General features: G+C 38.2%; 13 protein-coding genes. 7 read left to right on the forward strand and 6 right to left on the reverse strand.

What is annotated here, in order from left to right; genetic code table 11:
• Positions 1 to 302: 302 nt before the first annotated feature.
• The 3 genes from RIV7116_RS30170 to RIV7116_RS30180 are packed head-to-tail and all read right to left on the reverse strand — an operon-like array spanning position 303 to position 5,458.
• Positions 303 to 2,678, reverse strand: a complete 2,376-nt coding sequence (locus tag RIV7116_RS30170; protein WP_015122136.1) for a CHASE2 domain-containing protein — start codon at positions 2,676 to 2,678, stop codon at positions 303 to 305.
• Complete coding sequence (locus RIV7116_RS30175; protein ID WP_015122137.1) at positions 2,675 to 3,919, reverse strand: DUF1822 family protein; 1,245 nt, start codon at positions 3,917 to 3,919, stop codon at positions 2,675 to 2,677. Before RIV7116_RS30175 ends, RIV7116_RS30170 begins: the two co-directional genes overlap by 4 nt.
• Positions 3,920 to 3,946: 27 nt before the next feature.
• Positions 3,947 to 5,458 carry a hypothetical protein gene (locus tag RIV7116_RS30180; RefSeq protein WP_044292533.1) on the reverse strand — a complete coding sequence of 504 codons (1,512 nt, stop codon included), beginning with the start codon at positions 5,456 to 5,458 and terminating at the stop codon, positions 3,947 to 3,949.
• Positions 5,459 to 5,992: 534 nt separating this feature from the next.
• Between RIV7116_RS30180 and RIV7116_RS30185 the strand changes: the two genes are divergently transcribed.
• From RIV7116_RS30185 to RIV7116_RS30190, 3 genes are all read left to right on the forward strand, one after another.
• On the forward strand, positions 5,993 to 7,648 hold the full coding sequence (locus RIV7116_RS30185; RefSeq protein ID WP_232435740.1) for a ShlB/FhaC/HecB family hemolysin secretion/activation protein: 1,656 nt from the start codon (positions 5,993 to 5,995) through the stop codon (positions 7,646 to 7,648).
• A 159-nt stretch (positions 7,649 to 7,807) separates the two neighbouring features.
• A complete protein-coding gene (locus RIV7116_RS36165) occupies positions 7,808 to 7,987 on the forward strand; it encodes a hypothetical protein (RefSeq protein ID WP_198287562.1) in 180 nt (59 codons plus the stop codon).
• 8 nt (positions 7,988 to 7,995) lie between these two features.
• Complete coding sequence (locus RIV7116_RS30190) at positions 7,996 to 8,997, forward strand: BMP family protein (RefSeq protein ID WP_015122140.1); 1,002 nt, start codon at positions 7,996 to 7,998, stop codon at positions 8,995 to 8,997.
• Between the two features lie 244 nt (positions 8,998 to 9,241).
• Here RIV7116_RS30190 and RIV7116_RS30195 read toward each other — a convergent pair whose 3' ends face one another.
• Positions 9,242 to 10,174, reverse strand: coding sequence for an S-layer homology domain-containing protein (locus tag RIV7116_RS30195; RefSeq protein WP_015122141.1), 933 nt, complete (start codon positions 10,172 to 10,174; stop codon positions 9,242 to 9,244).
• A gap of 331 nt (positions 10,175 to 10,505) precedes the next feature.
• On the opposite strand from RIV7116_RS30195, the gene RIV7116_RS30200 reads away from it, so the two are divergent.
• Positions 10,506 to 10,700 (forward strand): hypothetical protein, encoded by a 195-nt coding sequence (locus RIV7116_RS30200; protein ID WP_015122142.1) that lies wholly within the window; start codon positions 10,506 to 10,508, stop codon positions 10,698 to 10,700.
• Between the two features lie 260 nt (positions 10,701 to 10,960).
• On the opposite strand, the gene RIV7116_RS30205 is transcribed toward RIV7116_RS30200, so the two are convergent.
• On the reverse strand, positions 10,961 to 11,602 hold the full coding sequence (locus RIV7116_RS30205) for an RICIN domain-containing protein (RefSeq protein WP_157229354.1): 642 nt from the start codon (positions 11,600 to 11,602) through the stop codon (positions 10,961 to 10,963).
• 315 nt (positions 11,603 to 11,917) lie between these two features.
• On the reverse strand, positions 11,918 to 12,397 hold the full coding sequence (locus RIV7116_RS30210; RefSeq protein ID WP_015122144.1) for a DM13 domain-containing protein: 480 nt from the start codon (positions 12,395 to 12,397) through the stop codon (positions 11,918 to 11,920).
• A gap of 414 nt (positions 12,398 to 12,811) precedes the next feature.
• Here RIV7116_RS30210 and psbA point away from each other — a divergent pair, with 414 nt between their 5' ends.
• The 3 genes from psbA (at position 12,812) to RIV7116_RS30225 (ending at position 16,719) form a co-directional block, all read left to right on the forward strand.
• Positions 12,812 to 13,894 carry a photosystem II q(b) protein gene (gene psbA / locus RIV7116_RS30215; protein WP_015117135.1) on the forward strand — a complete coding sequence of 361 codons (1,083 nt, stop codon included), beginning with the start codon at positions 12,812 to 12,814 and terminating at the stop codon, positions 13,892 to 13,894.
• A gap of 227 nt (positions 13,895 to 14,121) precedes the next feature.
• Positions 14,122 to 15,597, forward strand: a complete 1,476-nt coding sequence (locus RIV7116_RS30220; RefSeq protein WP_015122145.1) for an ABC transporter ATP-binding protein — start codon at positions 14,122 to 14,124, stop codon at positions 15,595 to 15,597.
• A 195-nt stretch (positions 15,598 to 15,792) separates the two neighbouring features.
• Positions 15,793 to 16,719 carry an STM4504/CBY_0614 family protein gene (locus RIV7116_RS30225; RefSeq protein ID WP_015122146.1) on the forward strand — a complete coding sequence of 309 codons (927 nt, stop codon included), beginning with the start codon at positions 15,793 to 15,795 and terminating at the stop codon, positions 16,717 to 16,719.
• Positions 16,720 to 17,291: the final 572 nt, after the last annotated feature.

A 17,291-nucleotide genomic window follows, 5' to 3' on the forward strand; every position in this document is an offset into this window, starting at 1 on the left:
ACATTCATCCCTCTCCTTGTTAAGGGAGAGGGGGAAGAGCACATTCACCCCTCTCCTTGTTAAGGGAGAGGGGGAAGAGCACATTCACCCCCTCTCCTTGTTAAGGGAGGGAAGAGCACATTCACCCCTCTTCCTTGTTAAGGGAGGGAAGAGCACATTCATCCCTCTCCTTGTTAAGGGAGGGAAGAGCACATTCATCCCTCTCCTTGTTAAGGGAGGGAAGAGCACATTCACCCCTCTCCTTAACAAGGAGAGGGGAAGGGGGTGAGGTTTCCCCGAGTGTATTAAACTAAGCTTCCTCTCTATTTTTGTTTCCTTAATTTATAAGTCGCAACGCTACCGCTACCGGCTATCAAAGCAAAGACGGAGGGAATGAAGGGTATCCAACCACCTTGTATTAATATGCTGTAGCAAAGAAAATATAATACAGCTTGGCTTAAACCTAAAGTTAATGCTAGTTGTAATGATGATTTACAGCGCCAAGCTAGGATTCCTCCCACTATTGCCCAACAGTAAATCCAAAATGCTTCTGTCCATTTTGACCATACCCATAATAACGGTCTATTATCAAGGGCTGCGCTAATTATTTGACTGACCATATGTGCGTGTATAACTACGCCCGGTGTTTGGTGTTGTGGGGATTTCAAGCTATAAGGTGTTGACCAATAATTATTAAAGCTTTCGGCGGTGGTACCAATTATGACAATTTTATCTTTGACTAAATCGGGTGTAAGTTTATCTGCAAGCACGTCTTGAAGGGTAATTCGCTGTGCTATTTCGGGTGTGGAGCGCCAATTTAGCATTACTTGATAACCGAGACTATCAATATTGCTATAGCTGCCGCTGTTACTTTCTAAATATGGCAGTATAAGTTGATTGTTTAATTTATTCTTTGATTGGGCTGCTTCTGGATTTAATTCCAGGTGGATATTTTCCTGGGCTAAGTAAGCTGCTGCAAGTTGAAAGCTAAAGGATTTATCGGTGTTGCAAGGTTGAGCGGGAGCCATTGCTAATAAATGACGGCGCAGGATAGCATCCGAATCTTCTACTATATCTGTAAACCCCAAGCTTTCTGAGGAAAGTTCTGGAGGTGGCGGTACGCCGGGATTTTCTTCTCCTTCGCTGCCTTGACAAACTCCAATAAATTTGGAAGTCGTTTGCATCCATCTGCTTAAATTTTCATATTGAGATTTTATCGGGCTATCTCGATAAATATTTAAACCGATAATCCGGGGGTTGTATTTTTCTAATTTATTTATCAATTCTGCTAATGCAGCATCTGAAATTGAGGCAGCACCTCTTTCTTCTGGATTCTGTGCCTGTACGTCTGCTTCAGTAATTTCCACAATTAAAATGCGATTATCTTTACCCTCATAGGGACGCGATCGCATCATCCGATCGAAGGCTGTTAATTCCCCTGCTTCTAATAATCCCAGACTTCGCACTCCGACAATGGCTGTGGCGATCGCTAAGCTAACGGCGAAGATTGCGGGTATAATTTTACGGTAATTTAATGGGGAAGAAGTCTTTAATTTGTGGGAATTTTGAGTGGAATTTGACCAGACTAAAGGCGCTTCGGTGGGATTTTGACAAATTACCGGCAACCAGCTTGCACAGGGGAATTCGGCTTCTAAACCTTGCAGTTTGTCCCCGGCTTCGCGTACTGCTAAGTTAAATGATTTGAATTCGGAAAAGGATGATAAGAAAAATTTTAAAAATCTTTGAGCGACTAAATCCGCTACGGGTTCGCGCATAACAATCATCTGCGGTATCTGCAATGAAGCTAGTTGCGTTGCTAAGCCCAAACCATCGCAGGAATTAAAAATTGCTAAGTGCAATCCCCGCGATATCGCCGCTCTCAAACTCTTTTTCAATTGCTCGATTGTTAAACTTTCTCGGGAGTTAAGATAAATTTTCCCGGTTTCTCCATTTTCTTGAGTGGAACTATGTCCGGCAAAAAATAGTATATCCCAACCTGTTTTATCCCAAAGCATTAAATCTATTTCTTGACGCTGGGCTTCTATCAAAAAAACTGTTTCTGCACCAGGTAAATTTTCTAAGATGATTTTATCTTCTTGAGTATCAATATTTTCACTACTACCTAAAATTGCTAAAATCCTAATTTTATCTCTATTAGGCTTGCGGATACTGTCTAATTTTTCAAAATCCGGTTTGCTCAAACATAAAACAGCATTGGGATAATCATCAAAAAAGTCCCATAAGTTCCAAGGTAATCGCCGCACTTCATCTAAATGTGTTTGGATAATTACCTGTATTTCTTCATTAGAATTTAATTTGGTACGTAATTTCTGCTCTAAATCAACGAAAGTCGGATTGTTAAGCCAAGCATTAATTTGATTTTTTAAATCATCGCATAAATTGCTGAATTCAACCGATGAAATATTAGTTACATCTTCTGACTCTATTTCAATTTCCGCATCAGAATCAAATTTCTGTCGCCAAGTTAAATCGGGAATTAAGGAATCGTAAAGCAAATTGTAGAGAATTTGCCAGCGACGATAAAGTTGAATAAGTTGGGGTGCTGCTGGTAAACTTCCGGTAAATTGAACTGAGAAAAGATGAACTTCTGCTTCGCACTCGTATATTTGAGCGATCGCATCGGCAAATCCCTCTTGTAAGCTACCTTTACCCAGATTTAACACTACTGACTTACTCATATCTCCGAGTGGCTAAATCCTTCGAGTATAAAGTTCTCTTTTATCTTGACATCTTTACGAGCCACTTGAATACTGAAGTATTTTCCCAAGGGAAGTTTAAATCTTTTCAACTGAATATAGTTGTCGTAGCTTCTTGATTTTACCGACTGTAAGGTAGTTCCCGATTCGGAAAGCAAAGTTAGCTGCACGCTGTCTGGTAAATAAGTTTCTCCAGAAGCAGGATAGAGTTGCACTCGGATACCGACTTTGTTGTCAATTTGCGGTGATAAACCAATCAATAAAGCAACGGAATTACTTTCTAGCTGCATTCCTAAATCTATGAGTTTGGCACCTTTAACGCAAACTTCATTTAAAACAGAATCGCTTCTGAATTGGAATGCTGTTGTATTTGCCAAATTCAGCAAATCGTCTACAGAGCAGAAACCCCCATTAAAAACATTGTCAAACCAAGAACTCAATTCGAGTACTATTTCTGATTTGTTTTCCATGAGGTTAACCTGCGAATGATTTATTCTCTGGTTATACAACGCTTTTCTATATCTATCGGATGCTAAGATAGCTCCCCATTCTCGAAACCTCAGATGCAAGCGAGGATAACAAACGCTTATCTGGCTTAACTGCTCTATAAATTGTTTTGCTTGAGACTCCGATAGAGTTGGTAAAACTTGAACCTGGGGTTTTTTGAGGGTACAAAGTTTCTGGGCAACCCACATAATATTGATATCGACAATTAACTCATCGTGGTTTACACAATAAGTTCTATCCATCGAATCGTATCGTGCTGTTTGGCGAAGTTGTTCGTGGCTAATAAAACCCGATACTTTTAACCAATTTTGTTCAAGATTAAGCTGTACTGCTAAATAATAATTGGCAGCCCAATTAGGAATATCAACCCATTCTTGAGGAATGCGAAACTCATCGGAATCGCTTTGCTCCGTTGGAACTAAAACCAATCGAGCTTGAGTAAAATTTAAATCAATCCCATTTACAAATTCCCATCGTTTATCTATATCCGGAGATGGCGCAGGTATGTGGAATGTTTCGAGTAAATCTGGTTCATCTTGCAACCATTTTACAAAAACATTTAAACATAAGCGATTTATAAAAGCTCTGTGACTGGCAACATCAGTTTGATAACTATTTGTTGCAGTTTGCTTTAAAGCTGCAAAATTTTCTATAGATGAAAATTCCAGCCATAAATTATCGGGATGAATTTCTATCAAATCATCAAATTTCAACATTTTTGAGTACCGTTAATTGAGAAATTATTATTGTTTTGACTGTATCCATTCATTGACTACATCAGCTATCTTATAATTAAATACAGACAGCGTACCTTTCTTTAAATACATAGTCGTTTCTATATCCTCCTTAAAGGTTTCTAGTAATTGATAATTTACTGCTTGCGAATCATTGTTTTTTTCTAAGCTATCTGCTTCTAATTCACCTAACAATCTATTTGTGTCATTAAAACTATTTAATATATTTTGTCGTTCATCATAGCTAAATCTTTCCCAAATTTTATTTAAGATCGAGACAAATCTTGTTTGGCAGTATTGCTGCAAGCAATTGTCTAAAGCTGATTTGATTCTCTCGATATCTTTTTCGTCGTTAAGAGAGATTTCTGGATTAGTTTGATTCCATTCCAGGGCAAACTCCTCCAGCATTTTTCTGCTGTATTTTTTCAACTGACGAGCTACTTGATATTGTTTTTGTAACTGGGGATATTTGTGTTTTACTAAATTTGCTATTTCTGTTTGAGTTAAGTTTAATCCTTGCCATAAATTAAATAGTATTTGACATTGTTCTGGCATATTATTAAACATTTTGTCAAGAATAATTTCTATCCCTTGACATTCTTCTTGTTTTATCATTACATCCCATTCAGAAATCGTAGAGTCTGGTATCGCATAATAATTTTCTTCAAAATACAAATATTGTTTATGACGATAATTTTTAGCTGCCCTTATACAAGTTGAAAGCATTTTTACCATCTCGATATCCGTTGCTAGCGGATTAGAAAGATGAAGTTGATTGCATCGTTGGTTGTAATAATTAGCAATTGCCAGCAATTCTGTTTGTGAAGGGCTACGCGTGCGACTGTTTAAATGATTAACTTTTATTTGGAACATTTCACAAAAGCACTGCCAAGCTAAACGATGAGATACAACTTTTTGGGCTGTAAAACTTTGAGCTTGCAAAGCTTCAGTTAACTCCCGAGCGTTTAAATCCTTCAATAAACCGTAATTAGAAAACCTTGTTCTCCTCGCTTCTAAATCTTGTCGATAAATTTGATTGCGGATAAATCTTTTGAAAGCGGTTATCGCATATGCTTCTATATTTATTTGATGACGTTCAAAGTTAAAACTCTTAAATAACTTACTGGGTGAACTTGCCGCGATGTTAGCGATTTGAAAATATTCTTCTAGAGAATATTTATATTTAATATATTTAAATTCGCTGTGTATATCTTTTGCAGCTTTTAAACAAGCTTCTTGTAAATACGCAGAAAAATGCTTTTTGGCTGTGTAAAAACTAGATTGTGAATTATTTTTAACTAAATTTTGATTATCGGTAGAAGATTGAACTAATAACATCTTTAAAAAATATTGTGCCCAAAAACTTTCCTTTGCTTCTGGATCTAATTTTACTTTTGATTGTATATTTTTCTCTAGTTTTGAATCAACCTTCCAATGCGACCTAATTTGATGGTTATCTATGGTAATGCAGATAAAGCTAGAAAATTTATCTATTATATTTTTACGTTTTTTTACAAGCATGTGTTCTTCCAAAAACATAAAGCGTCATCATATATAGTTTTTGATACTGATTACTCCTATATTTTTTTTTGATACTTATGATGTTGAATTTTGATTCAATTCATAAAAGTTAACAACCGCCATCTTGCATTTAGCATATTTACATGAGTTAGCGAACTGAAAACTTTAAGAATACCAATCCTATATATTTCTATGGGTACTCCTATGAGTTGATTATGCAGTTTTGAGAGGTTTTCTCACTAAGTAAATAAACTAAAGCTAAAATATCTATTCTTTGTTTTTACTTCCCCCTTCTCCCCCCACAATGGCTGCTCTCCCCTCTTCTGCGTCGAATCCAATCACCATAGGTAGATACAGAGTAAATTTTGTCACTAGAAAATTATGATAAAACGATAGTGTAAAAATAGACAATAAAATTCTCGAAAAGCTCAAGTGTCCAAAATCCCGTATTTTCTATATAAAGAACTAAGCTTCTTCTGGATTGCTTCAATTTTTGTCGGTAGCTTATATTTTTTTTGTAACTCAGTTTTGGCTGTGGCACCCGAGTTAATAGCACAAGCACCAAACTCAGAAGGCGACTTAAATCAAGAACGTTTTCCTCAAGCAGCGCCAAATATTCAACCTCTAAAACCTTTAATCAAGCCAGAATTGCAGCCATCGACAACAATTAAGGAACCATTCGCGGAAACATCCGGCGACAGAATTCAAGTTAATCAAATTAAAATTATCGGAAGTACTGTTTTTGACTCTAAAGATTTTGAGCCAATTATTCGCAAAGTAGAAGGAAAAAGCGTCACCTTAGAACAGTTAAGAAAAGTTGCCGACGCAATTACTGAGCTGTATTTGAAACGGGATTACATCACTTCCAGAGCAATTTTAGTCAATCAAAAAATTACCGATGGTATCGTCACAATTCGGGTTATAGAAGGTTCTTTAGAAAAAATCGAAATTCAGGGAAACCAGCGCTTAAGGGAAAATTACTTGCGATCGCGTTTAGCAAATGCTGGAAAAAAGCCGTTATCAAATAAAACTTTGGAAGAGCAGCTCAGATTGTTGCAATTCGATCCAAATATTCAGAATATAGAAGCTAGCTTACGTGCGGGCAGCGATTTTGGTAAAAGTATTTTAGCTGTGCGAGTTACCGAGAATAAACCATTTACCATCGGATTGGGAATTGATAATTATTCTCCGCCAAGCTTAGGCTCGGAAAGATTGAGGATAAATACGATATACCGCAATCTGATGGGAATTGGCGATGAAGTTGCAGCATCTTATTATCGTTCAACTAGGGGTGGTTCAAATATTTTCGATTTTAGCTATCGAGTACCGTTGAATCCTCAGAATGGGACTTTACAATTACGAACCGTTATTAATAATAATAAAGTTGTGCAGCCACCTTTCGATGATTTTGATATTCGAGGTGAATCCCAACTCTATGACATCAGCTATCGTCAACCATTAATTAGAACACCCCGCGAAGAATTTGCATTATCTCTAGGTTTTAGCTTACAAAATGGTCAAACCTTTACCTTTGCCGGGGCTACCCCCTTTGGTTTTGGACCAGATGCAGAAGGAAACAGCCGCACCCGTGTTGTAAAATTTGGACAAGATTATGTCCGACGAGATGTTAAAGGAGCATGGCAAATTAGGTCATTACTTAGTTTGGGAACTGGCTGGTTTGATGCCACAATTAATTCTAATCCCGTCCCCGATGCTCGTTTTTTCAGTTGGTTGGGACAATTGCAGCGAGTGCAGCGTCTGAATAAAAATAACTTGCTAATTACCCAGCTTGACTTACAGCTAACACCCAACGGTTTATTACCATCCCAGCAATTCGTGATTGGCGGAGGGCAATCAATACGAGGTTATCGTCAAAACCTGCGAGCCGGAGACAACGGAGTTCGTTTTTCCATAGAAGATAGGATAACAGTAGGAAGAGACGCATCGGGAAACCCTTCCTTACAAGTAGCACCATTTTTTGATGCCGGTGTCGTTTGGAACGTCGATGACAACCCAAACCTCCAGCCAAAACAAACATTTTTAGCCGGTGCAGGCATAGGAATATTATGGCAACCAATACCCAAATTAAATTTAAAATTAGACTACGGTTTGCCTTTAGTTGACTTGGATGATAAAGGTAATAATGCTCAAGACGAAGGATTTTACTTTAGCGTCGGCTATCAGCTTTGACAGTGAACAGTGAGCAGTGAACAGTGAGCAGTGAACAGTGAACACTCAGCAGTGAGCAGTGAACAGTGAACAGTGAGCAGTAGTGAACAGTGAGCAGTGAACAGTGAACACTTTCCCATTACCAATTACCAATTACCAATTCCCAATTACCAATGCCCAATGCCCAATGCCCAATTCCCAATTCCCAATTCCCAATTACCAATTACCAATTACCAATGCCCAATTACCAATGCCCAATTACCAATGCCCAATTACCAATGCCCAATGCCCAATCCCCAATTACCAATTACCAATCCCCAATCCCCAATTCCCAATTCCCAATTCCCAATTCCTAATTAATTAAATATATGTCAATTAATTTTAGTCGTCGCAAATTTATTTGGTACAGTTCCGCAGTTTTTGGTACTAGTTTACTATTAAAAGCTTGTAGCAATGACCAAACTTCCACATCTACAGATGATGGTGAGGAAGCTTTTAAGGTTGCGATCGCGTTGCCGGGAGCGATTACAGATAAGACTTGGAATCAGTCTGGTTATGAGGGCGTGCAATTAGTAAGGGAAAAATTTGGTGCGAAAACTGCTTTTTTAGAACAAATTCCTCAGTCGGAACAAACAGAAGCATTAACCGATTTTGCTCGTAAGAAATATGATGTTATATTTGCCCACGGCGGACAATTTGATGCAGCAATTCAACAGGTAGCACCAAGATTTCCCGATTCGTTTTTTATTGCTGTTAATGGTGCGGTTAAAGGAGATAATATTGCGGCTTTACGGATTAATCATCAGCAAGCTAGTTATCTATGTGGAATTGTCGCCGCTTCGATGACAAAATCAAATCAAATCGCTTATATTGCCGGACAAAAATTTGCTGCAACCGAGGAAGAATTGCGCGGTTTAGAGTTGGGAGCCAAGTCAGTTAATCCTAATATTAAAATTACTTCTACTTTTACCGGAGATTGGAATGATGCTGCGAAAGCAAAAGAAGCAACTCTAGCGTTGATTTCAACTGGTGCTGATGTCATTTTTCAGTGGTTAGATAATGCCTCAGCCGCCGTATTACAAACTGCTGCGGACAAAGGCGTGTATGCTTTTGGCAATACAAAAGACCAATTAGAAATTGCACCGAAAGCAGTATTAACTAGTGCTGTCAAAAGAATGGATTTGGCAATAGCTTATATAGCAGAATTGGCACAGAATAAACAATTAAAAGGCGATATTTACAAAATTGGTTTAGAAAAGTCAGATATTCTCAGTTTGGGAAAATTTGGTGATATGGTACCCGAAGATGTTCAAAAGAAGGTAATGGATGCAAAGCAGGGGATATTAAATAATCAAATAAAAATTGGTTAAAAATGAGTGAGGGAGTGAGAGAGGGAGGGAGAGAGGGAGTGATACCAAGTCTGGTTAATTACTTACAATATAATTCTATTGAAAAGATGGCGAACCTTAACAACATAAACTTTTACTAATTACTCATTACTTATTACTTTGCCTCCACAGATATGATAACTGTTTAACCGGACATGATATGAGGGAGGGAGAGATTTTTATCGGAAATTTTAGAGTGCGATAAAAGTAATATAAAATCTCAAGGTTACTTGTTACACTGTCGTCTAAAAGAAGGCGGACTAAAAGAAAAATCAACTTCTCCGGCTTTGCGAATACGTCTAAATGCATATTCACCGCTATTAGGTACTATTTCTTTCTTAAGAATTGGGTTATCCAAGCTAGCTTCACCTTTGTAAGCAAGGATTAAATACATGATTACAGCAGCTTCGCCTCGACTAAGTGAATCTTCGGGGTAAAATTCAAGTGGCCAGTCAAATGCTACTAAATTAGCCAGCAATGCACCGTGGAGAGGCTTTGCAAACCACTTATCTTTCATTACACTGCCATTAATAAAATAGTCAGTACCAACGATTGATGGTTTTTCGCCGCTTTGCTTCTTGCGCTTATCAATTTGCGCTACTAGGTTTAGACTACCGTTTAGTGATGCGATCGCTTCGGCATAACTTAATGGCTGATTGGGTAGGAAAGTACCATTTTTATAGCCGGATATCATTCCGGTTCTCCAGGCATGAAAGGTAGGTTGATAATACTCAAAGAGTTCTGGTGGATTGGAACTCTCAGTTGCTTTTATATCAGAAAACGGACAGCGCCAAGAAGGAATATCTGGACATCTGGGAACGTTAGCAGCTTGCTTTCCTGGTGCGGAGGGGCGGCTTTTTAAATCGAGTATGTTCGCTGACATCGCAACCCACTCCCCTCGCGTAATTGGACACCCCGGTCGAAAATTATTCTCAGAAACTTTTAAGTAAGAAGTCTTCTGCGGATTATTTCCAGCCAACCAGTTGATGACATAGCGGCTCCAGTGATTTGCAATATCATTAAAGGCATCGGGCTTTTCTATAGTTATGCCTGTCTCCTCTACAGGCTCATCCGCATATACACGAGGTATGAGATGCGACCATAGCATCAAACTCAACACTGTCAAAACAGAACTCAATTTCAACAAATAATTCGACATCTTACTCCGTATAGTTCAATACCAACTAACTTTTTCCCAACCGCGCGATCGCCTTTTTAAAACGAAACTTCAGCAATTTGCTTTTTCTATATCGTCACTTCAGTAATTACTGCATGACTGAATTAATCATCCACTTCTTCAAGGGCTTAATCCAGCAAAAACCTAATAATTTTAGCAGCCAGCACGGACAACTTACGATACATTGATTGGAGAAAATCAACAGTTAAACTTACAGTTAGTTCTTTTTCAATCATTAATTCATTACTTACTTAATGCGTTACAGTAGTACATTGCTTAAATACAGGACTTACGAAATTGTCACAAGATTCGGATGGTGCGTGACACCACAACCCTTATTGGTGGGTTAAAAATTCAATTCAGTGTCACAGCACCCTACGAGAAAAATATGCCAGTTGCGGCCATTCCTAAAATACAAAAAGCAGCACCACATAAAATTTGGATGCTGCTGATGTTTAATTTAGGCTACTTTGTTCGCGCAACTTCGTTCAGAAAAATAAGAAAGTAAAGATAAATTTGACCTATAGATTTGTCTCGGGAGTACAATTTCCTATACTTATATTTTGGATCTCTAACTTCTTATACCATTTCTTTATAAAGATGCGCCTAATTTAGCCCGCGCAGGCGAGCTTAGTTGCAGTAGCCCTAGCCTTCTAGGCTGTTAGCGGAGCGTGTCCGTAAGGACATGGGCGATTAAGCGCAACCTCATACAAAATTGGTATTACTACTTCAATCAATATTCTTCTGTTTTAATTTGTAATAGTTTTACTACCTTCTTGTTTGGATGGGCTTGAATTTCCAAAGCTGTCCGGAAACATTTTGGCAGTTATCCATAAATGCTGCTCCTTTCAAAGTCGAACTAGGAGCAAACTTGTTACCTTCAAGACACTTGTTTTCCTTTTCTAGAAACATTGTTGTCAAACGAAAATATCCATTTCTTGCCGGTATTAGTTTCCAAAGCTGTCCGGTAACGTTTTGGCAGTTGTCCATAAATGCTGCTCCCTTCAAAGTGGAATTAGGAGCAAACCTATTACCTTCAAGGCACTTGTTTTCCTTCTCTAGAAATTGTGTCTTCATACGGAAGTAACCATTTCCAGCCGGTACCAACTTCCAAGACTGCCCTGAAACGTTTTGGCAGTTATCCATAAATGCTGCTCCACCGAGAGTCGAACCACGAGCTACCTTGTTACCTTCGAGGCACTTGTTTTCCTTCTCTAAAAACATGGTTGTGAGCTTATAGAAGCGATTAGGTTTTGGCTTAGAGGCTATAACTTTCTTAGCGGAAGCAACATTAACTTTTATCGCCTCGGCTGAACTAGGAGTCAATATCATTCCTCCTAACATTGAAACTAAAGCTGCACTACTAAACAAAGCACGGCGTAGATTGATTGTTAATTTATCGTTTTTCATGTCAATAATTCCTTTAAATTCCAAAAAATGAGGTTTTTGTGTCTCACATCTTTTAATCGGGTCAGCTTCTGTAAGCTTATGCAGTATTTCTAAATTTTTCTCGAAAAAGGTACAAGTGAATAATAAGAGTGCGCCTACGACATAAAAAATCAGCAGCATCCGGCTTTGTCCGGAAAACTGCTGATGGAATAGTGTGTGTGGTTTTAGAGCAATAAGAAAATAAAGATAAATTTTACATATAAAGGTGAATTTTAAATCGGTGAAGCAAGAGCAGTTGTCAGGCGCGAATAACTTTTTACTGACAACTGTTAAAGACTAAGCACCTTGCAATCTAGCAAAACCAAAGGTGACGTTAAACTCTTCACACCAAATCGCTACAGATTTAAAGTCATCTAAATCAAAGTTGGCAGGAATTTCGTAACGTTGAGCGCCATCGAAGCGTTGTAAGTTAGCCAAGGTTACATAATTTTTTTCTTGTAAGTTAACGGGTACGGTGCTTTTGCGGTGTAAAACAACTCTTACTTTTGGTCCCCGTGCTGTGGTGAATCCTTTACTGAATTCCAGATAACGCTTACCGTTTTTCTCCACAATCTTAACCGTACCGTTGGTGGGGTGATCTTGTTCTGTGGTTACGAAGCTACCGGATGCAATTAGTGATTGGGATTTCGCTGCAACTGTAATACTTTGTCTTGCTTTGAGTGCTTCGGCTGGTTGTGCGTTGAGTGCTAATTGTCCGACGCTGCCGAATAATACGATTGATGCGATTCCGAATCCAGCTAGTTTGTTAAGTTTCATTTGTTGTTACCTCTTGTTGGGGTTTAGTGTTTTCTCTTCGTTACTTATTACTATGAGCGATGAAGCTGAGGCAGTAGTGAATGAGAAATGAGGTAACCCTAAGAGTTATATGAGAAAACTGAGAATCAAAAGAAACGTAGTTTGGGTTTGGTTTCAGAACCTTTAGTAGATAAGGCGCTTACAGATAATAAAATGTCCCACCACCTGGCTCCACTTCTCTTTGATAAGGAGAGGGTGCGCGACAGCGCGGGGTGAGGTAGCGTTATATATCGATTGATATGCCCAACATATGAGTCCTATAAAACAAACTTTATTAAAAAAACTTTACAAAACGTAAAATACACGTTAATGTATAAATGTAGGTAAGCAAAAACGCTTACCGATATATATAAGACAAACGCAATTATCTGAACCATGACAACCACATTACAAAGACGCGAAAGCGCATCTGCGTGGGAGCAGTTCTGTGGATGGATTACCAGCACCAATAACCGTTTATACATCGGTTGGTTTGGTGTCTTGATGATTCCTACACTACTCTCTGCAATCACCTGTTTCATCATCGCCTTCGTAGCAGCACCTCCTGTTGACATCGATGGTATCCGCGAGCCTGTTGCAGGTTCCTTGATTTACGGAAACAACATCATCTCTGGTGCAGTTGTTCCTTCTTCTAACGCTATCGGTTTACACTTCTACCCAATCTGGGAAGCAGCTTCTCTAGATGAGTGGTTGTATAACGGTGGTCCTTACCAATTGGTATGTTTCCACTTCCTAATTGGCGTATTTTGCTACTTAGGTCGTGAGTGGGAATTATCTTACCGCTTGGGTATGCGTCCTTGGATCTGTGTTGCTTTCTCTGCTCCAGTAGCAGCAGCAACCGCAGTATTCTTGATCTACCCCATCGGACAAGGTTCTTTCTCTGACGGTATGCCTTTAGGTATTTCTGGTACCTTCAACTTCATGTTCGTGTTCCAAGCTGAGCACAACATTTTGATGCACCCCTTCCACCAATTAGGTGTAGCTGGTGTATTTGGTGGTTCTTTGTTCAGTGCTATGCACGGTTCTTTGGTAACCTCCTCTTTGGTACGTGAAACAACCGAAACCGAATCTCAGAACTACGGTTATAAATTCGGTCAAGAAGAAGAAACCTACAACATCGTAGCTGCTCACGGTTACTTTGGTCGTTTAATCTTCCAATACGCTTCCTTCAACAACAGCCGTAGCTTGCACTTCTTCTTAGCTGCTTGGCCTGTAGTCGGAATCTGGTTCACCGCTTTGGGAATCAGCACCATGGCGTTCAACTTGAACGGTTTCAACTTCAACCAGTCTGTAATCGATTCTAGCGGTAGAGTTGTAAATACCTGGGCTGATGTATTGAACAGAGCTAACTTGGGTATGGAAGTAATGCACGAAAGAAATGCACACAACTTCCCCTTAGACTTGGCTGCTGGTGAAACTGCACCTGTTGCAGTAAGCGCTCCCGCAATCAACGGTTAATAATTGAATAATTTTGAGACGTGATATTTTACGTCTCTACATAAAAAATGCCTTCCGAGCAATCGGGAGGCATTTTTTTTGGTTCGTAGTTGCGCTTCAGCGCTTTAACGCCGACTTGATAACGAAATAAAAGGGAACTGATAAAATTTTCTTGCTTGAGAGGCTTATATCCTAGCGCAAAAGGATTTAGAGCAAGGTTAAAATAATTTTTAACTATAAATAAAAAAATGTCATTTTTACGTTTAGAAAATATTACAAAATCCTTTGGCTCTTTTGTTGCTAACGATAATATCAACTTTGAAATAGAACCTGGAAAAATTCACGCTATCTTAGGAGAAAATGGTGCCGGTAAAAGCACTTTAATGAATATCGTTAGCGGTGTTTTTCAACCAGATAGCGGTCAAATTTATTTAGAAGATAAACCCGTCAAAATTACATCCGCACACACAGCGATAAAACTTGGTATCGGTACGATTTATCAACATTTCATGCTCGTACCGCAATTAAGCGTTACCGAAAATATTATTCTTGGAATTGATAAAAATTTACGGTTAAATCTTAAAAAAAAATATCAACAAATAGCTGATTTATCTAACTCTTATGGATTAGAAGTTAATCCGAAAGCAAAAGTTGAAGATTTACCAGTAGGCACCCAACAAAGAGTAGAAATTCTCAAAATACTTTACCGTCAAGCTAAATTATTGATTCTTGATGAACCAACCGCAGTTTTAACACCCATAGAAGTTAAATCCTTAATTGAAATTCTGCGTCAACTTGCTGCTGCTGGCAATACGATTATTTTTATCAGCCATAAACTCGAAGAAGTAATAGCTCTTTGCGATACAGTTACCGTTTTACGAAAGGGGAAAGTAGTAGCTAATAGAAAAATATTAGAAACTACCGCTTCCGAATTAGCTGCATTAATGGTTGGTAGGGAAATTGATTTTCAGTTGACTAAATCCCCCGTTACTCCTGGAAAAGTGGTTTTATCGGTAAATAATTTGCAAGTAGCAGACGATAGAGGTGTAATTGCCGTCAATAATATATCTTTTCAACTACGAGAAGGAGAGATTTTAGGAATCGCTGGAGTTGATGGAAACGGGCAGCGAGAATTAGCCGATGCTTTAGCAAAAATCCGCAAAATCAAAGCCGGGGAACTCAAATTTCATCAAAATTCAAATACAGCTTACATTCCCGAAGATAGGCAAAAAATGGGTTTGATATTACAGTTTAATATTGCTCAAAACTTAATTTTGAAAGCTTTTAGAAAATTACCGTTTTGTCGTCACTTTTTATTACAACCCCAAACAATTCAAAATCGGGCAACCTCAGCAATTGAAGAATTTGATATTCGGGGTGCGGAAACTCAGATAAAAGTCAGCCAGCTTTCCGGAGGCAACCAACAAAAGGTAGTTTTAGCAAGAGAATTAGCCAATAACCCCGTACTAATTGTAGCCATGCAGCCCACCAGAGGTTTAGATGTCGGAGCCACCGAAACAGTACAGCAAAGGTTATTGCAAGAAAGAACCAGAGGAGCCGCCATTGTATATATTTCTACAGAGTTGGAAGAAGTCATGGCAATTAGCGATCGCATTGCAGTCATGTATCGTGGTGAATTTGTTGGTGTATTAGATGCCCAGACAGCAACATTGGAAGAAGTTGGTTTGTTGATGGGAGGGGGAAGGGATGGGGTGATGGAGTGATGGGGAGAGAAAGCCAAATCGCCCTCACTCTGGAAGAGTGGGGCTACACAAATAAAGCCCACCTGTGTGGGCTACATTCGGTGCATCTTTATAAAGAAATGGTATAAGCAATAAAATATGACGAGTAATAGTATAATTTAAACTTTATAATCTTAATACAGTATTTTTGTATTGTATCTTTTTATATTATTAATTATGCCTATCGAAAATTTTTCAAAACGTCAAAAAAGGCTTCGGGGAGAAGTACCTGATATTTATCAATATGATAATATCCCTGAAGGGTTGAGAGTGCAGATTATTCATATTATGAATGATGCACTAGGAGACAATAAACATTCGGAAACTCAAGCAAGCTATAAGGCAATTCATGAAATTTTATGTCGTGAATACGGCAAACTTTTTCTTGTAGATAAACCGTTTTTCAACGATATCAACTATTATATGAACGATGTGAGGAATTTTGTGTTAAATATTAGTAATACAGAAGAAGTCCTGGATGTCGTAGAATTAGGTTTTCAGTTGATTGATAGATATTATAGGGAAGATAAATTAATATATATTGTTCAACCGAAAATTACACCCGATCAAGCAATAAAAGAATTAAACGCTAGGTTTAAAGAACATGGAGTAGGCTATCAGTATGAATCTGGGCAAATTATTAGAGTAGATTCTCAAATTATTCATGATAATGCGATTAAACCAGCTTTGCACTTACTCAACGATGCGAGATTTAAAGGTGCAAACGAAGAATTTTTACAAGCGCACGAACACTACAGACATAAGCGTTATAAAGAATGTCTCAACGACTGTCTCAAAGCTTTAGAAAGCACTATGAAAACTATTTGTGATAATCAAGGTTGGGCATACGAATCTAGAGATACAGCTAAAAAATTGATTGGTATTTGCTTCAATAATAATCTCATACCTATCTTTTTAGAAACTCAATTATCATCTCTCAGACAAAACCTTGAAAGTGGTATTCCCACTGTCAGAAATAAACTTGGAGGGCATGGTCAAGGTTCTCAGCAAATTACAGTACCAGAATATTTTGCATCTTACCAGCTTAATATGACTGCAAGTACAATTTTGTTGTTAGTACAAGCTGAAAATTCATTATCTTAAAGATTTTTATATTTTCATCTTCTTTCGAGACAAAGTATTAAGTTTGATAGCCTTTTGTTACTTTAGCAGAATCAAAGTCTTGTCCAGTCGTATTTGTCTGACATCTTTCGCCATTGTCATTATGCCCAAATACCCGCCTAGAAATCAATTTCAAGGCTGATATGCGTTAGCGAAGCGTGGCGGAACGCCATAGTACGTTGAAACGCACTAAAAGTATTATCTAGTCGTCTTTAGACGACTTTATGTATTAGCCTGGGAATTCATTCCAAGGCGGTGTTGAGAATGTTGCAAGAAGAATCAACTTCAGTAAAATCAAATCGTTATACATTCGGAAAATAACCAAATATTTAGAGATTCAAAAAAGACACTTATACCTAATGTTTAATTAATCATAAGTAGTCAAGCAAATATGTTTTTAAGTATTTTTAAGTCGAAGATAAAATAATACCGGACAATATTATATTGATGAAGGTTTTATTTAACTAAAATCATTGATGTTGTTCGTTTAAGTACATTTTAATATTCGTTTATCTACTGTTGCTATTGGTTCTGCTCTACTGTTTTCTATAGGC

Source organism: Rivularia sp. PCC 7116, from assembly GCF_000316665.1.
GTDB lineage: Bacteria > Cyanobacteriota > Cyanobacteriia > Cyanobacteriales > Nostocaceae > Rivularia.

What these genes read in the sequence shown, in the direction of transcription:
- RIV7116_RS30210 (WP_015122144.1), bottom strand. Translation starts at nt 12,397, where the DNA reads ATGAAACTTAACAAACTAGCTGGATTCGGAATCGCATCAATCGTATTA.
- RIV7116_RS30200 (WP_015122142.1), top strand. Translation starts at nt 10,506, where the DNA reads ATGGTGCGTGACACCACAACCCTTATTGGTGGGTTAAAAATTCAATTC.
- RIV7116_RS36165 (WP_198287562.1), top strand. Translation starts at nt 7,808, where the DNA reads ATGCCCAATGCCCAATTCCCAATTCCCAATTCCCAATTACCAATTACC.
- RIV7116_RS30220 (WP_015122145.1), top strand. Translation starts at nt 14,122, where the DNA reads ATGTCATTTTTACGTTTAGAAAATATTACAAAATCCTTTGGCTCTTTT.
- RIV7116_RS30195 (WP_015122141.1), bottom strand. Translation starts at nt 10,174, where the DNA reads ATGTCGAATTATTTGTTGAAATTGAGTTCTGTTTTGACAGTGTTGAGT.
- RIV7116_RS30175 (WP_015122137.1), bottom strand. Translation starts at nt 3,919, where the DNA reads ATGTTGAAATTTGATGATTTGATAGAAATTCATCCCGATAATTTATGG.
- RIV7116_RS30190 (WP_015122140.1), top strand. Translation starts at nt 7,996, where the DNA reads ATGTCAATTAATTTTAGTCGTCGCAAATTTATTTGGTACAGTTCCGCA.
- RIV7116_RS30170 (WP_015122136.1), bottom strand. Translation starts at nt 2,678, where the DNA reads ATGAGTAAGTCAGTAGTGTTAAATCTGGGTAAAGGTAGCTTACAAGAG.
- RIV7116_RS30205 (WP_157229354.1), bottom strand. Translation starts at nt 11,602, where the DNA reads ATGAAAAACGATAAATTAACAATCAATCTACGCCGTGCTTTGTTTAGT.
- RIV7116_RS30225 (WP_015122146.1), top strand. Translation starts at nt 15,793, where the DNA reads ATGCCTATCGAAAATTTTTCAAAACGTCAAAAAAGGCTTCGGGGAGAA.
- RIV7116_RS30180 (WP_044292533.1), bottom strand. Translation starts at nt 5,458, where the DNA reads ATGCTTGTAAAAAAACGTAAAAATATAATAGATAAATTTTCTAGCTTT.
- psbA (WP_015117135.1), top strand. Translation starts at nt 12,812, where the DNA reads ATGACAACCACATTACAAAGACGCGAAAGCGCATCTGCGTGGGAGCAG.